The organism is Streptomyces sp. Wb2n-11 (assembly GCF_001049855.1).
GTDB classification, from domain to species: domain Bacteria; phylum Actinomycetota; class Actinomycetes; order Streptomycetales; family Streptomycetaceae; genus Streptomyces; species Streptomyces altiplanensis.
Genome location: NZ_CVPB01000001.1, coordinates 816707 through 840250 on the forward strand (window position 1 = coordinate 816707; position 23544 = coordinate 840250).

The 23544-nt window shown below is 71.5% G+C and carries 22 protein-coding genes and 2 pseudogenes; 9 read left to right on the top strand and 15 right to left on the bottom strand.

The window, feature by feature from the left end:
* Positions 1-82: 82 nt before the first annotated feature.
* The 11 genes and pseudogenes from BN1555_RS03610 to BN1555_RS03660 all read right to left on the bottom strand — a co-directional run bounded on the left by BN1555_RS03610 (position 83) and on the right by BN1555_RS03660 (position 11780).
* Complete coding sequence (locus tag BN1555_RS03610) at positions 83-1144, bottom strand: polyprenyl synthetase family protein (protein WP_255305856.1); 1062 nt, start codon at positions 1142-1144, stop codon at positions 83-85.
* Positions 1145-1173: 29 nt separating this feature from the next.
* Positions 1174-2532: pseudogene (gene hpnE / locus BN1555_RS03615) on the bottom strand (hydroxysqualene dehydroxylase HpnE); the annotation flags it as partial.
* 183 nt (positions 2533-2715) lie between these two features.
* Positions 2716-3636 carry a presqualene diphosphate synthase HpnD gene (gene hpnD, locus BN1555_RS03620; RefSeq protein WP_093803147.1) on the bottom strand — a complete coding sequence of 307 codons (921 nt, stop codon included), beginning with the start codon at positions 3634-3636 and terminating at the stop codon, positions 2716-2718.
* A gap of 26 nt (positions 3637-3662) precedes the next feature.
* Complete coding sequence (gene hpnC, locus BN1555_RS03625) at positions 3663-4583, bottom strand: squalene synthase HpnC (protein ID WP_093797782.1); 921 nt, start codon at positions 4581-4583, stop codon at positions 3663-3665.
* A gap of 438 nt (positions 4584-5021) precedes the next feature.
* Positions 5022-5807, bottom strand: coding sequence for an ABC transporter ATP-binding protein (locus BN1555_RS03630; protein WP_093797784.1), 786 nt, complete (start codon positions 5805-5807; stop codon positions 5022-5024).
* Positions 5800-6735, bottom strand: a complete 936-nt coding sequence (locus tag BN1555_RS03635) for an ABC transporter permease (RefSeq protein WP_093797786.1) — start codon at positions 6733-6735, stop codon at positions 5800-5802. The genes BN1555_RS03630 and BN1555_RS03635 overlap by 8 nt, the downstream gene beginning before the upstream one ends.
* A gap of 94 nt (positions 6736-6829) precedes the next feature.
* On the bottom strand, positions 6830-7702 hold the full coding sequence (locus BN1555_RS03640; RefSeq protein WP_093803148.1) for a glycosyltransferase family 2 protein: 873 nt from the start codon (positions 7700-7702) through the stop codon (positions 6830-6832).
* 17 nt (positions 7703-7719) lie between these two features.
* Positions 7720-8499: a CDP-alcohol phosphatidyltransferase family protein gene (locus BN1555_RS03645; RefSeq protein ID WP_093797788.1), complete on the bottom strand. Its 780-nt coding sequence runs from the start codon at positions 8497-8499 to the stop codon at positions 7720-7722.
* The gene (locus BN1555_RS03650; RefSeq protein WP_093797791.1) at positions 8477-9538 is read right to left on the bottom strand and encodes an iron-containing alcohol dehydrogenase family protein; all 1062 of its coding nucleotides are present in this window, start codon (positions 9536-9538) and stop codon (positions 8477-8479) included. The genes BN1555_RS03645 and BN1555_RS03650 overlap by 23 nt, the downstream gene beginning before the upstream one ends.
* Entirely contained in the window at positions 9526-10263 is a 738-nt protein-coding gene (locus tag BN1555_RS03655) for a phosphocholine cytidylyltransferase family protein (protein WP_093797793.1), read from the bottom strand. Before BN1555_RS03655 ends, BN1555_RS03650 begins: the two co-directional genes overlap by 13 nt.
* Entirely contained in the window at positions 10260-11780 is a 1521-nt protein-coding gene (locus BN1555_RS03660) for a DUF5941 domain-containing protein (RefSeq protein ID WP_255305859.1), read from the bottom strand. Before BN1555_RS03660 ends, BN1555_RS03655 begins: the two co-directional genes overlap by 4 nt.
* 90 nt (positions 11781-11870) lie before the next feature.
* On the opposite strand from BN1555_RS03660, the gene BN1555_RS40075 reads away from it, so the two are divergent.
* The 5 genes and pseudogenes from BN1555_RS40075 to idi all read left to right on the top strand — a co-directional run bounded on the left by BN1555_RS40075 (position 11871) and on the right by idi (position 16110).
* Positions 11871-12113, top strand: coding sequence for a hypothetical protein (locus BN1555_RS40075; RefSeq protein ID WP_255305860.1), 243 nt, complete (start codon positions 11871-11873; stop codon positions 12111-12113).
* A 248-nt stretch (positions 12114-12361) separates the two neighbouring features.
* A complete protein-coding gene (galE, locus tag BN1555_RS03665) occupies positions 12362-13345 on the top strand; it encodes a UDP-glucose 4-epimerase GalE (protein ID WP_093797797.1) in 984 nt (327 codons plus the stop codon).
* 143 nt (positions 13346-13488) lie between these two features.
* The gene (locus BN1555_RS03670; protein ID WP_093797799.1) at positions 13489-14430 is read left to right on the top strand and encodes a cation diffusion facilitator family transporter; all 942 of its coding nucleotides are present in this window, start codon (positions 13489-13491) and stop codon (positions 14428-14430) included.
* Between the two features lie 240 nt (positions 14431-14670).
* Positions 14671-15375: pseudogene (locus tag BN1555_RS03675) on the top strand (class I SAM-dependent methyltransferase); the annotation flags it as partial.
* A gap of 141 nt (positions 15376-15516) precedes the next feature.
* Positions 15517-16110: an isopentenyl-diphosphate Delta-isomerase gene (gene idi / locus BN1555_RS03680; protein ID WP_093803150.1), complete on the top strand. Its 594-nt coding sequence runs from the start codon at positions 15517-15519 to the stop codon at positions 16108-16110.
* Here idi and BN1555_RS03685 read toward each other — a convergent pair.
* Entirely contained in the window at positions 16076-16555 is a 480-nt protein-coding gene (locus BN1555_RS03685; RefSeq protein ID WP_093797801.1) for an ATP-binding protein, read from the bottom strand. The genes idi and BN1555_RS03685 overlap by 35 nt on opposite strands.
* 94 nt (positions 16556-16649) lie before the next feature.
* A complete protein-coding gene (locus tag BN1555_RS03690; RefSeq protein ID WP_093797803.1) occupies positions 16650-17246 on the bottom strand; it encodes an HdeD family acid-resistance protein in 597 nt (198 codons plus the stop codon).
* 81 nt (positions 17247-17327) lie between these two features.
* On the opposite strand from BN1555_RS03690, the gene BN1555_RS03695 reads away from it, so the two are divergent.
* Positions 17328-18086 carry an enoyl-CoA hydratase/isomerase family protein gene (locus tag BN1555_RS03695; RefSeq protein WP_093797805.1) on the top strand — a complete coding sequence of 253 codons (759 nt, stop codon included), beginning with the start codon at positions 17328-17330 and terminating at the stop codon, positions 18084-18086.
* Here the strand turns inward: BN1555_RS03695 and BN1555_RS03700 are convergent.
* Together BN1555_RS03700 and BN1555_RS03705 are read right to left on the bottom strand one after the other, a co-directional pair.
* Positions 18073-18711, bottom strand: a complete 639-nt coding sequence (locus BN1555_RS03700) for a DJ-1/PfpI family protein (protein ID WP_093797807.1) — start codon at positions 18709-18711, stop codon at positions 18073-18075. The genes BN1555_RS03695 and BN1555_RS03700 overlap by 14 nt on opposite strands.
* A 46-nt stretch (positions 18712-18757) precedes the next feature.
* Positions 18758-19756 carry a GlxA family transcriptional regulator gene (locus tag BN1555_RS03705; RefSeq protein WP_093797809.1) on the bottom strand — a complete coding sequence of 333 codons (999 nt, stop codon included), beginning with the start codon at positions 19754-19756 and terminating at the stop codon, positions 18758-18760.
* A gap of 109 nt (positions 19757-19865) precedes the next feature.
* Between BN1555_RS03705 and BN1555_RS03710 the strand changes: the two genes are divergently transcribed.
* The 3 genes from BN1555_RS03710 (at position 19866) to BN1555_RS03715 (ending at position 23458) form a co-directional block, all read left to right on the top strand.
* Positions 19866-20726, top strand: coding sequence for an SCO6745 family protein (locus BN1555_RS03710; protein WP_093797811.1), 861 nt, complete (start codon positions 19866-19868; stop codon positions 20724-20726).
* Positions 20727-20829: 103 nt separating this feature from the next.
* Positions 20830-20976: an LPFR motif small protein gene (locus tag BN1555_RS40080; RefSeq protein ID WP_255305861.1), complete on the top strand. Its 147-nt coding sequence runs from the start codon at positions 20830-20832 to the stop codon at positions 20974-20976.
* A gap of 94 nt (positions 20977-21070) precedes the next feature.
* Positions 21071-23458: a Tex family protein gene (locus tag BN1555_RS03715; protein WP_093797813.1), complete on the top strand. Its 2388-nt coding sequence runs from the start codon at positions 21071-21073 to the stop codon at positions 23456-23458.
* The last annotated feature ends 86 nt before the right edge of the window (positions 23459-23544 follow it).

The window sequence follows — 23544 nt, forward strand, 5'->3', positions numbered from 1 at the left end:
CTGTGCTGGGGTCCGACGTCGGCCGGCGCCCGGTTTCCCTGACACCGGCCGGCGACTGCGAGTCATATGAGGCGGATACTGATCATCTCTTCCGTACGACGACGAAGTCCGCGAGCGCGGTGAGCTGCGCACGCACCTGCGGGGGCATGTCGACGCCGTCCAGCGCCTCGATGGCGACGGCGTGCTGCCTGCGGGCTTCCCGCGCCGTCCACTCGCGGCCGCCCGCCTCCTCGATCAGAGCCGCCCTGGTGGCGAACTCCTCCTCGGAGAAGCTGTCGAATTCGTTGCTCTTGGCGTCGGCGGAGAGCAGTTCGCCGAGCCGCTCGGAGGCGGCGCCGCCCGCGGCGAGCGCCGCGACGACGGGCAGGGACTTCTTGCGCTGGCGCAGGTCGCTCCAGGTCTGCTTGCCGGTGGCGTCGGGGTCGCCCCAGATGCCGAGCAGGTCGTCGACGGCCTGGAAGGCGAGACCGAGGTGGTAGCCGTACGCCTCCAGCGTGTCGGCCGTACGGTCGTCCGCCCCGCCGAGCACCGCGCCGATGGAGACGGCGCAGGCGAGCAGCGCGCCCGTCTTGTTGCCCTCCATCTTCAGGCACTCCTCGACGGTGACCCGCTCGCGGTGCTCGAAGGAGATGTCCTGCGCCTGGCCGTCGATGAGCTTGCGGCTCGCGGTGGTGAGCCGGCGCGTGGCGCGCCCCGCCTCGACGGTGCCGAGCTCCAGCAGCACCTCGTTGGCGAGCGCGAAGAGCGCGTCACCGACGAGGATCGCCTGCGCGGGGCCGTGCACCTTCCACACGGTGTCGCGGTGGCGGCGCTGTTCGTCACCGTCCATCAGGTCGTCGTGGAGCAGGGAGAAGTTGTGCACGAGTTCCACGGCGACGGCGCCGGGGACACCGACCTCGGGCGATGCGCCCGCCGCCTCGGCGGACAGCAGCGCGAGCGCCGGGCGCACGGCCTTGCCGCCGTCGCCGTCGGCGGGCCGCCCCTGTGCGTCGATCCACCCGAAGTGGTAGGCCGCGACGGTGTCCATGGGCGGCGCGAGCCGGCCCACGGCGGCCTTCAGCACCGGCGTGGACAGGGTGCGGCCGCGCTCCAGAAGCGCGGCGATGTCCACCGTGGTGTTGTCCACCGGATTCACCGGGGTCACAGGTTCTCCTCTTGTATCAATGCCAGTGCTCATACCGCCTCCTGCAACGGATGTTCATGGGCGCGGCCGAGTTCGCGGAGCGCCGCGCCGGCGGCGGTGATGCCGCTGCGCACGGCACCCTCCATGGTCGCGGGCCATCCGGTGGCGGTCCACGCGCCGGCCAGGTACAGGCCGGGCGCGTGCGTACGGGCGCCGGGGCGCAGCCGTCCGACGCCGGGGGTGGGGGCGAACGTCGCTGTCCGCTCCCGGGTGACGAAGAAGTCGCGCACGCCCGCGCCGCGGGCGGCGGGCAACAGCCGCTCCAGCTCCGGGAGATAGCGCGCGCGCAGCTCGGCCACGGGCGCGTCGATCTCGTCCTGGCAGGCCGACTGGGAGACGGCGAGGTACTGCCCGCCGCCCTTCAGCCCCGAGGACTCCGTACGGTCGAAGACCCACTGGACGGGGGTGCCGAGCGCGGCGAAGAAGGGTCGGCGCAGTACCTTGCGGTCGTACACGACATGGACGTTGAGGATCGGCGCGGTGCCGATGTCCAGCAGCCGGTCGGGGTCGTCGATGACACCTCCGGGCAGCAGGGCGTGCGTCTCGCTCTGGGGCACGGCGAGCACGACGGTGTCGGCCCCGATGCGCTCCCCCGCCGTGTTCACCTCCCAACCCCCGGTCGCCGCACGGGAGATGGCGGTGACCTTGGTCCGCAGCTCTGTCCGCACGCCCGCCGAGTCCAGTGCCTTGCGGGCGAGCGTGTCGTGCAGATCGCCGAGCGGTACGTGTGCCCAGCCGATGTCGGCCGCGCCGGGATCGGAGAGCAGGCCGGTCTTGAAGACCATCGCGGCGAGGCCGAGCGAGGCGTCCGACGCGGTCGCGTTGAGCGTCGCGACGCCGACGAGGTCCCACAGCGCCTCGATGGTGCGCCCGGACTGCCCGTGGCGGCCCAGCCAGGTCGCGAAGTCCACACCGTCCAGGGCGGGATCGGCCGGGTCGAGCTTCTTGAGGGCGAGCGCGGCCCGTCCGACGCCCGCACGCTCGGCGAGGGACAGGTGCGGGTACGCCGCCAGGCCGGCCGCGAGGTGCAGCGGTACGGGCAGCCCGGTGCGGCGCAGCCGTCCGAGCCGGGGCCCGGCACCGCGGCCGACGTCGAGCACGGGTACGTCGAGGCGGCTCTGCAGCGGCGCGAGCCCGGCGCCCCCCACCCGGTCGAGGAACCACCGGTAGGCGGTGCAGCAGCGCAGATAGACGTGCTGGCCGTTGTCGACGGTGAGGTCGCCGCGGCGGAACGAGAACGCGAGGCCGCCCAGGCGCGGGCGCCCTTCGAGCAGCGTCACCCGCATACCGGCGTCGGCCAGCCGGAGCGCGGCCGTGACGCCGGCCAGTCCTCCTCCGACGACGACCGCGTGCGCGGACGGCCCCGCGGGCGCGGGGAGACGGAGCCCGTCGTGCCGCGTGTCATGCGCTCTTCCCCCGGGCCTCGCCGACGGTGTACGGACCGCGGGCCGTTGCGGTCAGGGACGCGCCGGCCCGCCGGGGGGTTGCGCCTTCCTTGTGCGTGTCCGTCCCGCCGACCGCGACGGGCCGCATCAGACACGCCTCCTGGTGTGGAGCCGGGAGACGGTACGGGCGTCGAACCCCGAGAGACCGCGCACGGCGACGTACGCCTTCTCGTGTCCGGGCAGCGAGACCCGGCCGCGCAGCACGGCCCCGGGGTCGCGCTCGATGCGGTCGAGGAGCCGGCGATAGATGCCGGCCATGGCGGCGACGCAGGCGCCGGAACGCCGGTCGAGCAGGGGAAGCAGCCGGTAGCCCTCGGCGAACAGGGCGCGGGCGCGGCGCACTTCGTAGTGGACGAGGCCCGTGAAGTCGGACCCGTCGGGCGGGGTCGCGCCGTGGAAACCGGCCGAGCAGCCGAACTTGGCGAGGTCGTCGGCGGGCAGGTACGTACGGCCGTTCCCGGCGTCCTCGCGGACGTCGCGGAGGATGTTCGTGAGCTGGAGGGCGAGGCCGAGCGTATCGGCGTACTCGGAGGCGCGTTCCGTGGAGAGCGTGCCGGCCTGGGTGCCGAACACACCCAGGGAGAGCCGTCCGATGGCGCCCGCGACGCACCGGCAGTAGGCCTTGAGGTCGTCCCAGGTCTCGTAGGTCTCGCCACGCACGTCCATGAGGACGCCGTCGATGAGTTCGTCGAGACCTTCGAGCGGGATCGGGAAGCGGCGCGCCGTGTCCGCGAGCGCCACGGCGACCGGGTCGGTGTCGTCGTCGACGACGGTGCCCGCCCGGACGCGGTCGAGCAGCGCGCGGGTCTCTTCGAGCCGCACCTGCTTGACCTCGGGCGCGAGCACTCCGTCACCGATGTCGTCCACGCGCCGCGAGAACGCGTACAGCGCGGACATGGCGTTGCGCTTGTCGGTCGGCAGCAGCCTGATGCCGTACGCGAAATTGCGCGCCTGTGCTCCGGTCACTGCCTCGCAGTAGCTGTACGCGGCGAGTACCGGTGCGGACATCTGCGTGAGTCCCTCCACGGGCCGGCTCACCCCTCTCTCCGGTCTCGTCGCAAGACGGCTCCCACTGCGCGCAGCAGACTCAGTCTGGTGGGTTTGGGCGGTCCGGGAAGTACGTCGTAGCCGGCGGCCGAGACCGCCGTGAGGGCGGCGCGTCCACCGCCGACGAAACCGGCGAGCAGCAGCTTGAGCCTGCCGTGGACGCTGCCCACGAGCGGGGCGCCTTCGTCGAGCAGGCACCCGGCGCGTTCCGCTTCGTAGGCGATCAGCGCGCGCACCGAGGCGTTCGCGGACGGTGCCGCCAGGTCGGCCTCCTCGACGTGGAAGCGCGCCATGTCGTCGGCGGGCAGGTAGATCCGGTCGCGGCCGAGGTCCTCGCCGACGTCCTGGAGGTGTTCGACGATCTGCAGGGCGGTGCAGACCGCGTCCGAGCGGCGGATCCGCTCGGGGCTGGCGGTGCCGGTGATCTCCAGGACCAGACGGCCGACGGGGTTGGCGGACAGCTCGCAGTACGCGAGGAGGTCGTCGTACGTCTTGTAGCGCCGTACGAGCTGGTCCTGCCGGTTGGCCTCGACGAGCCCGAGGAAGGGCTCGGGGGTGAGCGAGCGGCGGCGCACGACGGGGGCCAGCGCCCGCAGGATCGGGTGGCGCGGGCCGTCCCCCGAGGCATCGAAGACGCGGCGCAGGTCGGCCTCGAAGGCGTCGAGCACGGCCAGGCGGTCGTCGGCCAGGGCGGGGTCGAGGCCGAGGAGGCGGGCGTCGGCGCCACCGGGGGCGAGGTCGCCGTCACCGATGTCGTCGACGAGACGGGCATAGCCGTAGACGGCCATCAGGTCGTCCCGCCAGGCGCGCGGCAGAAAGAAGGGAGCCACCGGGAAATTCTCGTCGGCGGCCTTGTCGAGGGTGGTGCGCGTGTGGGCGTCGGGGCGCACGTGCCGGGTGCCGGTCATCGCGGACGGCCCGGTGCGGGAACGGCGGAAGCATCTCGGAGCCGGAGAGTTCCCGTAGCCATTGCCGTCACATCTCCCGTTCTACACTGCTGACCCAATACATCCCATTTCGGACACGCCGCCGGTCCGCCGGAGCGATGGACCGTCCACGGGCGAAATCCCGAGGCAGTATCGCCCCACTTGCCGCGAATCAGCACCGGTACAGCTTACGTTGCACAACGCCCGGCCCCGCGCCGGGGTGTGGCACGCATTACAGTAACGCATCAATTCACCCCAACCTCCCCGAAAGTTACGGAAGTTGACGATTCCGGCGTGTTCGCGGAGTACCGCCGCGCCGGGGCGCGTCGACCCTTCCCCGGTACGTCCGCGCACCCGGAGCCCCCGCCGGATTCGGCCGGCGGGGGCTCCGGGTGCGCGGGGAACAGGCAGGCAGGCGGCCTAGCGGCCGGTCTCCTTCTCGTACGCCTTGAGGACCTCGTCCGTGGGACCGTCCATCAGCAGCTCGCCCTTCTCCAGCCACAGGACGCGGTCGCAGGTGTCCCTGATCGACTTGTTGCTGTGGCTGACCAGGAAGACCGTACCGGCCTCCTTGCGCAGCTCACGGATGCGCTGCTCCGAGCGGATCTGGAACTTCCGGTCGCCGGTGGCGAGCGCCTCGTCGATCATGAGTACGTCGTGGTCCTTGGCGGCGGCGATGGAGAAGCGCAGGCGGGCCGCCATGCCGGAGGAGTACGTGCGCATCGGCAGCGTGATGAAGTCGCCCTTCTCGTTGATGCCCGAGAAGTCGACGATCTGCTGGTAGCGCTCGCGGATCTCCTCGCGCGTCATGCCCATCGCCAGGCCGCCGAGGATGACGTTCCGCTCGCCGGTCAGGTCGTTCATCAGCGCGGCGTTCACACCGAGGAGCGAGGGCTGGCCGTCCGTGTAGACCTTGCCCTGCTCGGTCGGCAGGAGACCGGCGATGGCACGGAGCAGGGTCGACTTGCCCGAGCCGTTCGTACCGATCAGGCCGATCGCCTCGCCCCGGTAGGACGTGAAGGAGACACCCTTCACGGCGTGCACCTTGCGTACGCCGGGCGAGTCGCCCTTGCCGCGCTTCATGATGCGGCTCAGTGCGGCGGTGGCACTGCCGCGCCCGCCCGCGCCCGCGTTGACGCGGTACACGATGTGCACGTCGTCGGCGATGACGGTGGGGACGCGCCCCTGGTTCTTGTCCTCAGCCACGGCCGTACCGCTCCTCAGCCTTCCAGAAGTACACGAAGCCCGCGCCGCCGATCAGCAGCGCCCAGCCGAGGGCGACCGCCCAGACGTGCGGGGGCAGGTTCCGGGAGCCGTAGTCCTCGATCAGCGCGAAGCGGACGAGGTCCATGTAGACGGCGGCCGGGTTCCACTGGAGCACGTCCGTGACCCAGGCGGGCAGGTCCTTGTCCTTCAGCATCTCCGGGATGGAGAACATCACGCCGGAGGCGTACATCCACGTACGCATCACGAAGGGCATCAGCTGGGCGAGGTCGGGCGTCCTGCTGCCGAGCCGGGCCATGATCAGCGCCAGGCCGATGTTGAAGACGAACTGGAGGACCAGCGCCGGGAGGACCAGGAGCCAGGAGAGCGCGGGGAGGCTGCCGAAGGCCATTGCGATGATCACCAGCACGATCATCGAGAACATCAGCTGCTGGAGCTGCTGGAGCGCGAAGGAGATCGGCAGTGAGGCGCGTGGGAAGTGCAGCGCTCTCACCAGGCCCAGGTTGCCGGAGATGGACCGGACACCGGCCATCACCGAGCTCTGGGTGAAGGTGAAGACGAACACGCCCGTGACCAGGAACGGGACGTATTCGTCCGGCTCCATGCCCCTGTTGGCCTCCAGGATCAGGCCGAAGATGAGGAAGTACACGAGCGCGTTCAGCAGCGGAGTCGCCACCTGCCACAGCTGGCCGAGCTTGGCCTGGCTGTACTGGGCGGTCAGCTTCGCCTGCGAGAACGCGAGGATGAAGTGGCGCCGGCCCCACAGCTGCCGGACGTACTCGATCAGCCCCGGCCGGGCACCGCTCACCGACAGGCCGTACTTGGCGGCGAGCTCCGCCGGGGTAAGTCCGTCGTCGGGAGATGGCGGGGCGCTCGTCGCGACCGCACCGTCATGGGTTGTGTCACTCACAAGTTGAAACTTTCGTGTTCAAGATGCGCAGGCAGTAAGGCGCAGGATCGGGCTCAGGTCCCGCGTGCACCCGATGCTTTCAGACCCGAGCTTGTCAGATGACAGGAGGTCGGCCCAGCCGGGTCAGGCGCCAGACGGTACGCCATCTCATGGGACGGCGCGGACCCGCGGAGGTCGTCCACCCCTCCTTGAAGCCGCCGAACCATGCCTTGAGCGCGGGTACGGAGGGGCGCCGCGCCAGCGTGAGCAGCAGCCACACGCCGAGGTAGACGGGCACCAGGGGGGCCGGCAGGTTGCGGCGTGCCAGCCACACCCGGTTCCTGGCCACCATGCGGTGGTAGACGGCGTGCCGGGAAGGAGCGGTCGTCGGGTGGTACAGGACCATGTCCGAGCGGTAGTCGATCATCCAGCCGGCGTCGAGCGCCCGCCAGGCCAGATCGGTCTCCTCGTGGGCGTAGAAGAACTCGTCGGGCAGCCCGCCGACCTCGGCGAAGACCTTGGTGCGTACGGCGTTGGCGCCGCCGAGGAAGGTCGTCACGCGCGAGGAGCGCATCGGGTCGGCGGCGCGCAGCCGCGGGACGTGGCGGCGCGCGGTCTCGCCCGTTGCGGGGTCCGCGATCCGGAAGCTGATGATGCCGAGCTTCGGGTCGGCGGCGAAGGCCCGGCGGCACAGCTCGGCCGTGTCGTGGTGGGCCAGCAGACCGTCGTCGTCGAGGAAGAGCAGGATGTCCACCTCGGCGCCGCCGGGGCCGAACGCCTCGATGCCGGCGTTGCGGCCCCCCGGGATGCCGAGGTTCTCGGGCAGCTCGACGGTCCGTACGCCCTCGGGGACGCCGGTGACCGGGGAGCCGTTGCCGACGACCACCACCTCGACCCGGTCGCCGTCCTGCTTGGCGACCGAGTCGAGGAGGGCGCGCAGCTCCTCCGGGCGGTTGCCCATCGTGATGATGACGGCACCCACCTTCATCCCCGCGCCCGCGGCCGTCACTTCAGCCTGCTCGAAGCGAGGATGGACACGAGGTGCAGGAAGGTCTGCACGATCGCGATCCCGGCCAGTACGGCGATCCCCAGGCGGCTGAAGAACAGGTCGCCCTGGACGAAGTCGGCGATCGCGACGACCAGGATGAACAGGCTCGCCTCGATGCCGCCGACGAGGCGGTGGAACTTCAGCGCGGCGGCCAGCCTGCGGGCCAGTGCCAGACCGGAGGAGCGCGGCACGGAGGCCTCGTCCTTCACCGCGGGCAGACCGCTGCGCTGGCGCGCCACGTCGACCAGGTCGGTCTCCGCCTTGATCAGGATCGCCCCGAGCGCGGCGAGCGTTCCGAGGAACGCCCACAGCCACTCGGGCCGCCCGGCGCCGAAGAGGTCCGCGCCGCGCAGCCCGAAGCCCACCAGCAGGGCCGCCTCGCACAGGTAGTGCCCGATGCGGTCCAGGTAGACACCGGTGATCGAGGTCTGCCCCCGCCAGCGGGCGACCTCGCCGTCGACGCAGTCGAGCAGCAGGTAGATCTGGAACAGGACCACCGCGAGGATCGCACCGGTCAGCCCGGGGATCAGCAGGGCCGCGCCGCCCAGGACGCCCACGACGACCATGAGGTACGTGAGCTGGTTGGGCGTGATCCTGGTGTTCACCAGGTACGGGTCGATGTGCAGCGAGATCTCCCGCATGTACATGCGCCCGGCCCAGTGCTCACCGCTGCGCCGGTCCTTCACTCCGTCGGGGTGAACGACCGGACGGAGTTCAGCTACTGATGGTCTTGACATAGTCGGCGTAAGCGTCCCTGATCTGGTCTGCGGACAGGTCGAGGTGCTCCAGGATCGTGAAGCGTCCCGGTCGGGTCTGTGGTGCGTACGTAACGGCCTCGACGAACTCGTCCACACTGAAGCCGATCTCGCCGGGGAGCACCGGCAGGCCGTGCCTGCGCAGTACGTCGGCGAAGAGGCCGGCTTCCTCGGTCGCCCCGCGCAGGTGCATCGCGAAGGCGGCGCCGAGGCCGACCTGCTCGCCGTGCAGCGCGGAGCGCTTGGGGTAGAGCAGGTCGAAGGCGTGGCTGATCTCGTGGCAGGCACCGGACGAGGGGCGGGTGTCTCCGCTGATCGACATGGCGATGCCGGACAGGACGAGGGCCTCGGAGAGGACCGTGAGGAACTCGTCGGTGCCGACGCCGCCGGGGTGGCGCAGTACGGACTCTCCCGCCGTGCGGGCCATCGCGGCGGCGAGGCCGTCGACCTGCTCGCCGTTGACGCGGTGGGACAGCTCCCAGTCCGCGATCGCCGAGATGTTGGAGATCACGTCACCGATGCCGGACCGGACGAAGCGCACCGGTGCGTCGCGGATCACATCGAGGTCGATGACCATGGCGATGGGAGTCGGGACACCGTAGGAGCCGCGGCCGTTGTCGTTGTCCAGGATGGACACCGGCGAGCAGATGCCGTCGTGCGAGAGGTTCGTCGCGACGGCGACCATCGGCAGGCCGACCCGCGCCGCCGCGTACTTCGCGACGTCGATGATCTTGCCACCGCCGAGGCCGACCACGGCGTCGTACCGCTTGCCCTTGATGCCGTCGGCCAGCCGGACCGCCGAATCTATGGTCCCGTCGGCGACGGCGTACCAGTCGGCGCCCGGGAGGACCGGCGCGAGCTTGTCGCGCAGGGCCAGTCCCGAACCGCCACTGGTCGCTATCGCGAGCTTGCCGGAGGCGGAGATCCGCTGGTCGGCCAGGAGGCCGGCCAGATCGCCCATGGCGCCGCAGCTGATGTCGACGACGACCGGGGACGGGATGAGACGTGTCAGTACTGGCACGCGATCTCACGGCCCTTCGCGAGGTCGTCGTGGTTGTCGATCTCGACCCACGTCACTTCCCCGATGGGAGCCACGTCGACGGTGAAGCCACGGTTGACGAGCTCCTGGTAGCCGTCCTCGTAGTACAGGTCGGGGTCGCGCTCGAAGGTCGCCTTCAGCGCGTCGGCGAGCTCCTCGGCGGCCTCGGGCTCGATGAGCGTGACACCGATGTACTCACCGGTGGCCGTCGACGGGTCCATCAGCTTGGTGATCCGCTGGACGCCCTTGCCGTCCTGCGTGATGACCTTCATCTCCTCGTCGGCGAGGTTCTTCACCGTGTCGAGGGCGAGGATTATCTTCTGGCCCTTGCCGCGGGCGTCGAGCAGGGTCTTCTCGACGGAGACCGGGTGGACGGTGTCGCCGTTGGCGAGGATCACACCCTGCTTGAGGACCTCACGCGCACACCACAGGGAGTAGGCGTTGTTCCATTCCTCGGCCTTGTCGTTGTCGACGAGCGTGATCTTGAGCCCGTACTTCGCCTCGAGGGCGTCCTTGCGCGCGTAGACGGCCTCCTTGCGGTAGCCGACGACGATCGCGACCTCGGTCAGGCCGATCTCGGCGAAGTTGCCGAGCGTCAGGTCCAGGATGGTGGTCTCGCCGTCCACGGGCACGAGGGCCTTGGGGAGGGTGTCTGTGTAGGGACGCAGACGCCGTCCGGCGCCGGCTGCCAGTACGAGGCCGATCATGCGGGTTCTCCTTCGTCATGTACTGCGGGTGCTCCGGAGGACACCCAGAAGCGGATGGACTCCACGAGCACCACGAGCGCCACGGCCACAGCGAAGGCCGTGAGCGCCAAGGTGAGGTTTGTGTGCTGCGTCGACGCCGACAGGATGGTGGTGGCTGCCGCCACCACCAGCGTCCGGCCTTCGTGCCCGCCGATCGTCCGCACCAGCCACTGGGGCGGCGCGCCTGTGCCGCCGCGGATGCGGTACACCGTGTCGTAGTGATGGTAGGCGACCGCTCCGACCAGCCCGAAGGCGGCGGGGAGGGCACCGCTCGCGTCGGAGCGGGCGGCGAGGATCAGGATCGTGCCGTACTCGGCGACCCGGAAGAAGGGGGGCACGAGCCAGTCGAGGGAGCCCTTGAGGGGGCGGCCGACCGCGAGGCCCGACGTCACGGCGTACAGCAGGGCCGCGGCCACGGGCCACGGGCCGCCGTAGGGCGCGAAGGCCGCGGTGGCGAGGACGGCCGCACCGCCGAGCAGGGCTGTCGCCGGCGGTACGAACTGCGGGAGGCGGCGTACGGCGTTCTTGGTCACCGCGGCCACGGCCCGGGCCGGCGGCCCGCTGTCGGCGAGGTCGGCGAGGGCCTGGGCCGCCCGGTCGGTGCGCCGCGCCCTGCGGGTCAGCGAGCGCAGGACGCGCCCCGCGGTGGTGTAGAGGGCGGCGAGCGCGCAGCCGGCGAGAAGGGCGTAGAAGACGATCCGCGGGGTGGTGACGGCGGTCAGGACCGCGATCATGGCCCACCGCTCGCCGATCGGCAGGACGATCATCCGCCGCGCCCAGACCGTCCAGCCGACGCTGTCGAGCTTGTCGGAGAGGGCGGCGGTGGGACTGGTGTTGGACTCGGCGTCGTGGTTCGCCTCGTTGAAGGAGAAGTCCACGACATGGCGGCAGGTCTGGAGGACCATCGCGCCGAGCGCCAGCGCCCACACGTCGTCACCGCCCCGGGCGGCGCCGAGGGCGAGGCCCGCGTAGTAGGCGTACTCCTTGGCGCGGTCGAAGGTGGCGTCCAGCCAGGCGCCCATCGTCGAGTACTGCAGCGAGTAGCGGGCCAGCTGCCCGTCGGTGCAGTCCAGGACGAAGGAGAGGAGCAGCAGCGCGCCGGCCGCGACGTAGCCGCCGCGGGTTCCGGTCGCCGCGCAGCCGGCCGCCACCAGCGCGGTGATCAGCGAGGCGGTGGTGACCTGGTTCGGGGTGAAACCGCGGCGGGCGCACCAGCGTGCGATGTAGCGCGAGTACGGGCTGATGAAGAAGGTGGTGAAGAAACCGTCGCGGGACTTCACGGCCGTACGCAGCCGCACGGCCTCCTCGTCGACGGAGGCCACGGCGGAACGGGCCCGCGCTCGCTCGGCCTCGTCCGTGGCGACGACGGCGACCAGCGAGCCGAGCTCGGGCCGCTGCACAGCGGTGCCGCCCGCGTCGAGCGCGGCGGCGACGGCGTCGGGACCGGCCGGTGCGGTGCGCACGGCGTCGGCGAGCACGGCGCGGGCCTCGGGCTGCGCGGTGAGCGCGCCGGGGGCCGCCGCGACCGGGAAGCGCGGGTCCGTCAGCGCGAGCCGCAGGGAGTGGACGTGACCGACGAAACGCGGGTCGACGAGTGCGACCCGCTCACCGGCGGGCGTCGCGTCGAGGATCCGGGCGATCTCGGCGGTGTCGGCGGCACCGGCGGACCGTACGTCGAATCCCAGCGACCGCAGATCGCCCTCGAGCGACGATCCGGGTACCGGCGGACCGGTGAGGATGGCGGTCGACAGACGAACTCACTCCTTGGAGCTGACATGGCTGGCAGGGCCGGCCCGGCGGGCCTCGCGTGACATGCGTCATTCCGGCCCGGCACGGGCAGGTGGGCATGTCGGCAGAGGCTATCGGATGTACGGAAGCAGGAGTTCACGGCCCGTTCACGTGCCGATAAGACCGGTCCGGAACGCGGGCGTCCCGCCGCGATCATCTTGGTCGATCAACGCCCCGCCCCACAAACCGCCCCCGGGGGACCGGGGTGCCCGGCCGGTCTCCGCGGGAGCAAGGGAGCAAAGACCGGCCGGGCACCCCCTAGGCTGGCGGCATGACGTGGCTGATCACAGGTGGGACGGGTTACATCGGCGCGCATGTGGCGCGGACCATGGCGGCGGCGGGTGAGCGGGTGGTCGTGCTGGACGACGTCTCGTCCGGCGTCCCCCGCCGGCTGCCCCCGGAGATCGCGCTCGTGCGCGGCTCCGTTCTCGACCGGGAACTGCTCGACCGCACGCTCGCCGACCACGGCGTCACAGGTGTGGTGCATCTCGCGGCGAAGAAGCAGGTCGGGGAGTCGGTCGAGAAGCCGCTGCTCTACTACCGGGAGAACATGTACGGGCTGACGGTGCTCCTCGAGGCCGTCGCCGCGGCGGGGGTGCGGCAGTTCCTCTTCTCCTCCTCGGCCGCCGTGTACGGGGTGCCCGAGGCGGAGCTCATCTCCGAGGACACCCCCTGCGCGCCGATCAACCCGTACGGCGAGACCAAGCTGGCCGGCGAGTGGCTCGTGCGGGCGGCGGGCCGGGCGCACGGCATCTCGACCGCGTGCCTGCGCTACTTCAATGTGGCGGGTGCGGCGGAGCCGGGGCTGGCCGACACCGGAGTGTTCAACATCATCCCGATGTTCTTCGACCGGATCACGCGCGGCGAGGCCCCGCGGATCTTCGGGGACGACTATCCGACGCCCGACGGCACCTGCATCCGTGACTACATCCACGTCGCCGATCTCGCCGACGCCCACCTGTCGGTCGCGCGGGCGCTGGCCGCCCGGGACGAGGTGACGGACCTGACCTTCAACATCGGCCGCGGCGAGGGGGTCTCCGTGCGTGAGCTCGCCGACCTGGTGGCCGAGATCACCGGCCGCGCGCTCGCCCCGGTGACCGAACCGCGCCGTCCGGGCGACGCCGCGAAGGCCGTCGCCTCGTCCGAGCTGATCGCCAAGGAGCTGGGCTGGACGGCCGGGCGAGGGGTGCGCGAGATGGTCGCCTCGGCGTGGGAGGGCTGGTTGCTCCAGCACCCGGAGGCTGCTCGGGGTTGATCTTGTCAACGCTCTGACCTGCGGTCATTTCCGCAGGTCAGAGCAGATGACAACGGTGTTCAGTCCCGTGTTGCGGATACCCCCCGCCCGTAGTTCACTGTCACCTCGGCCAGATCATTCGCACCACCGGGGAGGCGTCCTTCATGGGGGCTGGGCACGATCACGGGCACACGCACGGCGGGCCGCCGCCCACCGGCACGGCGGCCGCCGCGTACAAGGGGCGGCTGCGTATCGCGCTCGGCATCACCCTGACCGTCATGACGGTCGAGATCGTCGGCGGGCTGCTCGCCAATTCGCTGGCGCTGATCGCGGACGCGGCCCACATGGCGACGGACGCCCTCGGGCTCACCATGGCGCTCCTGGCGATCCACTTCGCCAACCGCCCGGCCACGGCGAAAGCCACCTACGGCTACGCCAGGGCCGAGATCCTCGCCGCGCTCGCCAACTGCCTGCTGCTGCTCGGCGTCGGCGGGTTCCTGCTCTTCGAGGCCGTCGACCGCTTCATCACCCCGGCCGAGACCCGGAGCGGTACGGCGATCGTCTTCGCCCTCGTCGGCCTCGTCGCCAACATGATCTCGCTGTCCCTGCTGATGAAGGGGCAGAAGGACAGCGTCAACGTGCGGGGCGCCTTCCTGGAGGTCCTCGCGGACACCCTGGGCTCGGTCGCCGTGCTGATCTCGGCGGGCGTCATCATGGCGACCGGCTGGCAGGCCGCCGACCCCATCGCGTCCCTGGTGATCGGCCTGATGATCGTGCCGCGCACCTGGAAGCTGCTGCGGGAGACGCTGAGCGTGCTCCTGGAGACCGCCCCCAAGGGCGTGGACATGGCGGAGGTGCGGGAGCACATACTCGATCTGCCCGGCGTCGACGACGTGCACGATCTGCACGCCTGGACGATCACCTCGGGGATGCCGGTGCTGTCCGCGCACGTCGTGGTCAGCCAGGACGCCCTCGACTCGGTCGGGCACGAGAAGATGCTGCACGTCCTCCAGGACTGCCTCGGCGACCACTTCGACGTCGAACACTGCACGTTCCAGCTGGAGCCCGGCGGTCACGCGGCGCACGAAGCGAAGCTCTGTCACTGAGCGACCGGAGCTGTTAGGGTCTCCCCGAGACATTCACGTCTCGGGGACACGATGAGGGGAGCTGAGGTTGATGACCGTCACGGTCGACGCTGCTGCGAGCAGTGTCCGTTCCTTCCTCCGCTCCCGGGCTCTCGGCTGACCCCCTTTTCCGCGTTTCTCGCGTTCTTCGCACGCGTCGGCCGAAGCCCTCACATCAAAGGGTTTCCCACGTTGACCGACAACGCCGTGTTCGAAGCTTTCATGTCCCTGCACCGCGGGCTTCCCCGCCAGGGCCCCGGCTCCGACGCCACCACCCGCCATCTGTTCTCCCTCGCCGGACCGCTGCCGCGCCGTCCGCGCGTGCTCGACCTGGGCTGCGGTCCCGGCCGGGCCTCGCTGCTGCTGGCGGCGGAGTACGACGCCGAGGTGACGGCCGTCGATCTGTACGGGCCGTTCCTCGCCGAGCTGCGGAGCGCCGCCGAAGCGCGCGGGCTGGGCGACTCGGTCCGTGCCGTCGAGGCCGACATGGGTCGGCTCTCCTTCCCCGACGGGTCGTTCGACCTCGTCTGGGCGGAGAGTTCCGCCTACAGCATCGGCTTCGACACCGCGCTGCGTGACTGGCGGCGCCTGATCGCACCCGGCGGCGCCCTCGTGGTCACCGAGTGCGAGTGGACGGTGCGGGAGCCGTCGGCCGGGGCGCGCGCGTTCTGGGACCAGCACTACGCGTTGCGCGGGCGGTCCGGGAACACGGCCGCGGCCGTCGCGGCCGGCTACGACGTCCTCGGGGTGTACGGCCAGCCCGAGAGCGACTGGGACGAGTACTACGTCCCGCTCGGCGCGCGCGCCGACGCGGCGGATCCCGCCGCGCCCGGCATGGACCAGGCCCTCGCCGCGACCCGCGAGGAGATCGCGGTGCGCGCGGAGCACGGCACGGAGTACGGCTACACCGGCTACGTACTGCGGCCGGTCGCCGGCCTGAGCTGACGCGCCGCCCGCTCCCGCCGCCCCCGGGCGGCGGAAGCGGACATGCGGCCGGTCCCGTGAAGTACGGACAAGCCGCTTTTGTACGGCAGACTTGTGAGCCGGGAACCGAAGCGAAGGATGGTCATGCCGAGCACACCAGTCACCGCGGCGAGCAGTTCGTCGAACGGCACAGCGGAAGAGATCCTGCTCGAGCTGGTCGACGAGGACGGCAATACCATCGGCACCGCGGAGAAGCTCTCCGCGCATCAGGCTCCCGGCCGGCTGCACCGCGCCTTCTCGGTGTTCCTCTTCGACGAGTCGGGACGGCTGCTGCTCCAGCGGCGCGCGCTCGGCAAGTACCACTCCCCCGGCGTCTGGTCCAACACCTGCTGCGGGCACCCCTACCCCGGGGAGTCGCCGTTCGCCGCGGCCGCCCGGCGTACGCACGAAGAGCTGGGGATCTCCCCGTCGCTGCTCGCCGAGGCCGGAACCGTCCGCTACAACCACCCGGACCCCGACTCCGGCCTGGTCGAGCAGGAGTACAACCACCTCTTCGTCGGAATGGTGCAGTCCGCGCTGCGCCCCGATCCGGAGGAGGTCGGCGAGACGTCCTTCGTCACTTCGGACGAGCTGGCCGGGCAGCACGCGAAGGCGCCGTTCTCAGCCTGGTTCCTGACGGTGCTGGACGCGGCCCGCCCGGCGATCAGAGAGCTGACGGGCCCGGCCGCGGGCTGGTGAGGGGCGGCCCCGCCAACGGCAGGGCGACCCGGACGACCTTTCCGCCGCTCGTGGTGTGCTCGACGTCGCACACTCCGCCGGCCTCCGCGGTGATCTCCCGCACCAGCAGCAGGCCGCGCCCGCCGGTCCGCGCGTAGTTCCGCTCCAGGGCCTTGGGCCGGTAGGGGTGGTTGTCCTCCACGGAGACCCTGATCCACTCCTTGCCGATCGCCACTTCGACGGCCAGCTCGGGAGAGAGCAGCGCCGCGTGCCGTACGACGTTGGTGACCAGCTCGGAGACGATGAGCAGGAGCCCCTGCGCCAGGTCGTCGTGGACCGGTACGCCCTGCCGTTCGAGCAGATCACGGACGGCGTGCCGGGCCTGCGGTACGGAGGCGTCCGAGGCTGGGGCGGTGAAGCGCCAGACTCCTTCGTACTCTGCCGGGGCGTCCTCTCTCGTCACCACGCTCCGAGTGTTGAGAACGAGTGGGTCCGGGCCCGCCCACTGAACAGAAGTGAGCCATAATCGGCTCCTTCTGATCGCTTTGCCTATAACAGCGTCAGTTGTGCGACTGTTCCTGGTCTTCCGGCGGCGGCGCGACCAGGTCGACCATCTGACGGCCGCCCATGCCGATCGCGATCAGGCCGAGTCCGTCGAAGAGCAGCGCGAGCGAGAAGAAGCAGCCCAGGACGTACAGGCTGCTGTGCGGCCAGTCGAAGAGGACGAGAAGGCCGAGCAGCACGCCGAAGGCGCCCTGCACGAGCGTCCAGCCGAACTGCGGGCCGCGCACCACCACACTGCCGACCAGGCGGAAGACTCCGCCGGTCAGGAAGAGCAGCGCGGCGAACATCGTCAGTGCCTCCGCGGTGCCGACAGGGTTGCGGATGACCACGACTCCGGCCGCCAGGTTCAGCGCGGCGACCACCACACCGAGCCAGAAGAAGTTCGAGCCGCGCGACTGGACCGCCTGGAGCAGGCCGACGAGGCCACCGACCAGCAGCAGCCAGCCGAAGAGGATCATCGAGGTGAGGGTGGCGACGCCGGTGTAGACCAGACCGACGATTCCTCCCAGCACGAGAACCGCGCCGAGGAAGGTCAGCCAGCCGAAACCGCGACGGAGCTTCCTGCTCTCGGGTGTGCCTACGGGACCGGTCATGAACGACTCCTCACGTGGCAGCGTCCGCTTCTCGGCCCCTTCTTGATCATAGGTTCGCACGGTCCGGATAGCATCCGGCGCATGGAGCCGCAGCTTGAGCACGCCGTCGCGGACGGGGTCGCCACCATCGTCATCAGCAACCCCGCCAAGCACAATGCCATGACCGCCGGGATGTGGCGCGCGCTGCCGGGGCTGCTGGGGCGGCTGGCCGCGGACCGGGACGTACGGGCGCTGGTACTGACCGGGGCGGGGGGCACCTTCTGCGCGGGGGCGGACATCTCGTCACTGCTGGAGCCGGGCGAGGAGCCGCAGGGGCTCGCCGTGCGGGCCGAGGAGGCGCTGGCCGCGTTCCCGAAGCCGACGCTCGCCGCCGTGCGCGGGTACTGCGTCGGCGGCGGCAGCCAGCTGGCCGCCGCCTGTGATCTGCGGTTCGCGGAGGAGGGCGCGTCCTTCGGAGTCACGCCCGCGAAGCTCGGGGTCGTCTATCCCTCGTCGTCGACCCGGCGGCTGGCCTCCCTGGTGGGGCCTGCGACGGCCAAGTACCTGCTGTTCTCGGGCGAGTTGATCGACACGCAGCGGGCGCTCGGCACCGGTCTCGTGGACGAGGTGCTGCCGCGCGGCGAACTGGACGAGCGGGTGGCCGGGTTCACCCGGGTGCTGGTGTCGCGCTCGCAGCTGACGCAGGCCGCGGCGAAGGAGTTCGCCGACGGCCGGGAGGACCGGGACGCGCACTGGGCCGCGCAGGCGCGCGGCAGCGGCGACACCGCCGAGGGGGTCGCCGCCTTCCTGGAGCGCCGCACGCCCCGTTTCACGTGGACGCCGGGACCTACCGGAGGATGAACCGGCTCCTGCCGCGGAACTCCTCGACGAGCGCGGCCGGCGCCTTCTGCGGCGAGCCGGCGTCGTACGGCGGCCGGGGGTCGTACTCCGTCAGCAGCTGCACGGCCTGCGCGTGGTCGTCGCCCGCGATCCGGCCGACCAGGGTGAGGCCCATGTCGATGCCCGACGAGACGCCCGCGGCGGTGACGTACTTGCCGTCGGTGACCACACGCTCGCCCGTGGGGTCCGCGCCGAAGGTCTTCAGCGAGTCCAGGGCCAGCCAGTGCGAGGTGGCGCGGCGGCCGTCGAGGAGCCCGGCCGCGGCGAGGAGCAGCGAGCCGGTGCAGACGGAGGCCGTCCAGGTCGTGGCGGCGTCGACGGTACGCAGCCAGGCCAGGAGCGCCTCGTTCTCCATCTGGGCGGCCTGACCGGGGCCGCCCGGCACGAGCACGACGTCGGGGTTCACGACGTCGGCGAAGGTCTTGCCGGCGACGAGGGTCAGCTCGTCCCGGTCGTTGACCACGGGCCCGGTGCGCTCGGCGACGAAGACCGTCTCGGCGCCCGGCAGGCGGCAGAGCATCTCGTACGGGCCGACCGCGTCGAGTGCGGTGAAGCGGTCGAAGAGGGCGATGGCGATCTGCGTCATGGTGTCCGCGTCCCTTTCGTGGGCGGTACTGCGACGGTGGTGGTGCTCAGGAGTGGCCCGCGGGTGCTCGGCGTCCGCCCTGCGGCGCGTCGAGGGGCCGGAAGCGGCGGCGGTACTCGGCGGGGGCCGCGCCGAGGCTCTTCACGAAGGCGCGGCGCATCGCCTCGGGGGTGCCGTAGCCGCAGGTCCGGGAGATCTCCTCGACGCCGTCCGCCGAGTCCTCCAGGAGCCGCCGCGCGTGTTCGAGGCGGACGCGTTCGACGTACCTGCCGGGGGTCGTGCCCGTCTCGGACCGGAAGGCGCGGGCGAAGTGGCGCGGCGACAGGCGGGCGCGGCCGGCCAGCGCCTCGACCGACAGGTCGGCCCCCGGGTTTTCCGTGATCCACTGCTGGACCTCCCGGAGGGGTTCGCGCCGCGCGGTCTGGGCGGCGAGCTGGGCGCTGAACTGCGCCTGGTTCCCCGGACGGCGGAGGAAGACGACGAGGTGTCGGGCGACGGTGAGCGCCGTGTCCCTGCCCAGGTCCTCCTCGACGAGGGCGAGCGCCAGGTCGATGCCCGCCGTGACGCCGGCCGAGGTCGCCACGTTCCCGTCGCGTATGTAGATGGGGTCCGGGTCGACCTCGACGGCCGGGTGGGAGCGGGCCATGTGGTCGGTGAGCGCCCAGTGCGTGGTGGCCCGGCGGCCGTCGAGCAGCCCGGCCCCGGCGAGCAGGAGCGCCCCCGTGCAGACGGAGACCAGGCGCTCGGCGCGCGGGGCGTTCTCGCGCAGCCAGTCGGTCAGGCGCGGGTCGGGGGCGCGGGTGCCCCGGCCGCCGGGGACGAGGAGGGTGTGGGGCGCGGGCTCACCGGCGAGGGCGGCGTCGGGGACGAGCGTGAGCCCGCTGGAGGTGCGGACGGGAGCGCCGTCGAGCGAGGCGGTACGGATGCGGTACGCCCCGGGGTCGCCCGCCTGCACGGCCGCGCCGGCGAAGACCTCGACGGGGCCGGTCACATCGAGGCTCTGGACCTCGTCGAACAGGACGACGAGTACGGATCGCTGCGTCATGCGCCCATCCTTCGGGCCCCCGCGACTGTCCGCAATGACGAGAACCCCACTTTTGCTGCCATGGGGCCCTGGCCTTCCAGACGTACTGACCAGTCGGTAGCGTACGGTCATGACCTCTCTCCCCGCACGCGTCGGCCGCCGTTGCCACAACGCCCTCAATCCGCTGCACTCGACCGTCTACTTTTCCCCCGACTTCACGAAGGAGCTGGCGGGGGTGGGCGTCGAGGACAGCAGCGCCGCCTACTTCGCGGGCCGGGGCGCCGCCCTGGGCGCGGTCGGGGCCGGTGTGATCACCGCCGCGTTCTACAACTTCAATCACGACCTCGTCGCCCGTCACGTGCCCGAGGTGTGGCGCACGGCGTCGCCCGAGGTTGTGCTCGCCGCGCGGCTGCGCGCCGTGGACTCCACGCTGCGCCGGCTGCTCGGGGCGGAGGCCGTCGCCTCCGACGAGATGACGGAGGCCGCCGGGCTCGCGCTGCGCGCCGCCGAGGCGTGCACCCGGCACGCCCGTCCGCTGTACGCCGCCCACGCCGATCTGCCCGTGCCCGAGCAGCCCCACCTCGCGTACTGGCATGCCGCGACGCTGCTGCGCGAGCACCGCGGCGACGGTCACCTGGCCGCGCTGCTCGCCGCGGGGCTCGACCCGGTGGAGGCACTGGTCAGCCACGCGGCGACCGGCAAGGGCATGTCGCCGCGCTGGGCTCTGGCGACCCGCGGCTGGAGCCGTACGGACTGGGAAGCGGCCGCGGGACGGCTGCGGGAGCGCGGACTCCTGGGCGGCGAGGGCCAGTTGACCGAGGCGGGCACGGCGCTGCGCGCCGAGCTGGAGGACACCACGGACCGGTTCGACGCGGCGCCGTACGAACACCTGGGCGCCGAGGGCACCGAGCGGCTCACCGAGCTCGGCCGCGGCTTCCTGGGAGTGGCGCTGGGAGCGGGCGCGTTCCCCTCCGATCTCACCGGCGCGTGACATTGCCCGCCGCGCGGGGCGTTTGCGCCACGTGATGACGGACACTCGAGTTGCGTCGGACACCGGGATGTGTGTCGGACTCCGATACAGCAGGAGGTACAACGTGTTGCGTGCGATTGCAGATGGACTCCGGATGATCGGCTCGGCCGTCGCGACAGTGGTCACCCTGCCCTTCCGACTGGTAGCCAAGCTCTTCGGAGGCGCGTCGAGCACCGCGTCCCGCGGCGGTGGCCGCGCGCGCCGCGCCTGACCGTCCGGCCGGGGCGCGCGCGACACGGCACCCGACGACCCTGCACAATGCAGGCTCAAGCACAGCCCGCAGGAGAAGGCGAGTCGGGAACATCGTGACGACGTCCATCGAAGGCAGGATCGCCGAGGAGCTCGGCGTAAAAGAGCGGCAGGTCCGGGCCGCCGTCGAATTGCTCGACGGCGGCTCGACCGTGCCGTTCATCGCTCGCTACCGCAAGGAAGCGACCGAGATGCTCGACGACGCGCAGCTGCGCACGCTGGAGGAGCGGCTGCGGTATCTGCGGGAGCTGGAGGAGCGGCGGACCGCGGTCCTGGAGTCCGTACGCGAACAGGGCAAGCTGGACACTGCTCTTGAGGCGCGGATCCGGGCCGCCGACACCAAGGCCCGGCTGGAAGACATCTACCTGCCGTTCAAGCCCAAGCGCCGGACGAAGGCGCAGATCGCGCGCGAGGCGGGGCTCGAACCGCTGGCCCGGGGGCTGCTGGCCGACCCGTCGGTGGAGCCGCTCGCGGCCGCAGCCGCGTTCGTGGACGCGGAGAAGGGCGTGGCCGACGCGCAGGCCGCCCTGGACGGTGCGCGGTCGATCCTCACCGAGAACTTCTCGGAGGACGCCGACCTGATCGGTGAGGTGCGGGAGCGCATGTGGTCGCGCGGGCGGCTGGTCGCGAAGGTGCGGGAGGGCAAGGAGGAGGCCGGCGCCAAGTTCGCCGACTACTTCGACTTCTCCGAGCCCTTCACCGCGCTGCCCTCGCACCGGGTGCTCGCCATGCTCCGGGGCGAGAAGGAAGACGTACTGGACCTGGTGCTGGAGCCCGAGGACCCCTCGGAGGCGGCCGCGCCCGGGCCTTCCGCGTACGAGAACATGATCGCCCGGCGCTTCGGCATCTCCGACCGGGGCCGCCCCGGCGACAAATGGCTCGGCGACACCGTGCGCTGGGCGTGGCGGACCCGCATCCTGGTGCACCTGGGGATCGATCTGCGGCTGCGGCTGCGGACCGCCGCGGAGGACGAGGCGGTGCGCGTCTTCGCGGCGAACCTGCGTGACCTGCTGCTGGCGGCGCCGGCCGGGACGCGGTCGACCCTCGGGCTCGACCCCGGTTTCCGTACGGGCGTGAAGGTCGCCGTCGTGGACGCGACCGGCAAGGTCGTCGCGACCGATGTGATCTACCCGCACGTGCCCCGGAACAAGTGGGACGAGTCGCTGGCGACGCTGGCGCGGCTCGCCGAGGAGCACCGCGTCGAGCTCGTCGCCATCGGCAACGGCACGGCGTCCCGGGAGACCGACAAACTCGCCGGTGAGCTGTGCGACAGGCACCCCGAGCTGAAGCTGACGAAGGTCATGGTGTCGGAGGCGGGCGCGTCGGTGTACTCGGCGTCCGCCTTCGCCTCGCAGGAGCTTCCGGACCTGGATGTGTCGCTGCGCGGCGCCGTGTCGATCGCGCGGCGGCTCCAGGATCCGCTCGCGGAACTCGTGAAGATCGACCCGAAGTCGATCGGGGTCGGGCAGTACCAGCACGACCTGGCGGAAGTGAAGCTGTCGCGCTCGCTCGACGCGGTGGTCGAGGACTGCGTCAACGGTGTGGGCGTCGACGTCAACACCGCTTCCGCGCCGCTCCTTTCGCGGGTCTCCGGCATCAGCTCGGGGCTCGCGGAGAACATCGTGGCGCACCGGGACGCGAACGGCCCGTTCCGGTCCCGGAAGGGGCTCAAGGACGTGGCGCGGCTCGGCCCGAAGGCGTACGAGCAGTGTGCGGGCTTCCTGCGCATCCAGGGCGGCGACGATCCGCTGGACGCGTCGAGCGTGCACCCCGAGGCGTACCCGGTGGTGCGGGCGATGGTGAAGGAGACGGGTGGCGGTGTCGGGACGCTCATCGGGAACACGGCGGTGCTGCGGTCGCTGCGGCCCGCCGACTACGTGAACGACACGTTCGGTCTGCCGACCGTGTCGGACATCCTGAAGGAGCTGGAGAAGCCGGGGCGCGACCCGCGGCCCGCGTTCAGGACGGCGACCTTCAAGGAAGGCGTCGAGAAGCTCGGCGACCTGGAGCCCGGGATGGTCCTGGAGGGTGTGGTGACGAACGTCGCCGCGTTCGGCGCCTTCGTGGACGTGGGCGTCCACCAGGACGGGCTCGTGCACGTGTCGGCGCTGTCGAAGACCTTCGTCAAGGACCCGCGGGACGTGGTGAAGCCCGGCGACGTGGTGAAGGTGAAGGTGCTGGAGGTCGACATCGCGCGCAAGCGGATCGCGCTGACGCTCCGGCTCGACGACGAGGCGGCGCCGCGGGCCGGCGGCGGCCGGGGCGAGGGCGGCGGGCGCCGTGACCGTGAGCGCGGTTCCGGCGGCAGGCCCCCGCAGCAGCGGCAGGGCCGGCCGCAGCGGGGCGGCGGCAAGGGCCAGGTCCCGCCGCCGGCGAACAGCGCGATGGCGGACGCGCTGCGCCGTGCGGGACTGACGGACCCCGGAAGCAAGGGGCGGAGCTAGGACGCGGCCGGCGGTACCCGGCGCGGCGGGTACCGCCAAAGCCCGCGGGGCTCGCCGCCGGGCCCGCCGCGCCGGGTCCACCGCGG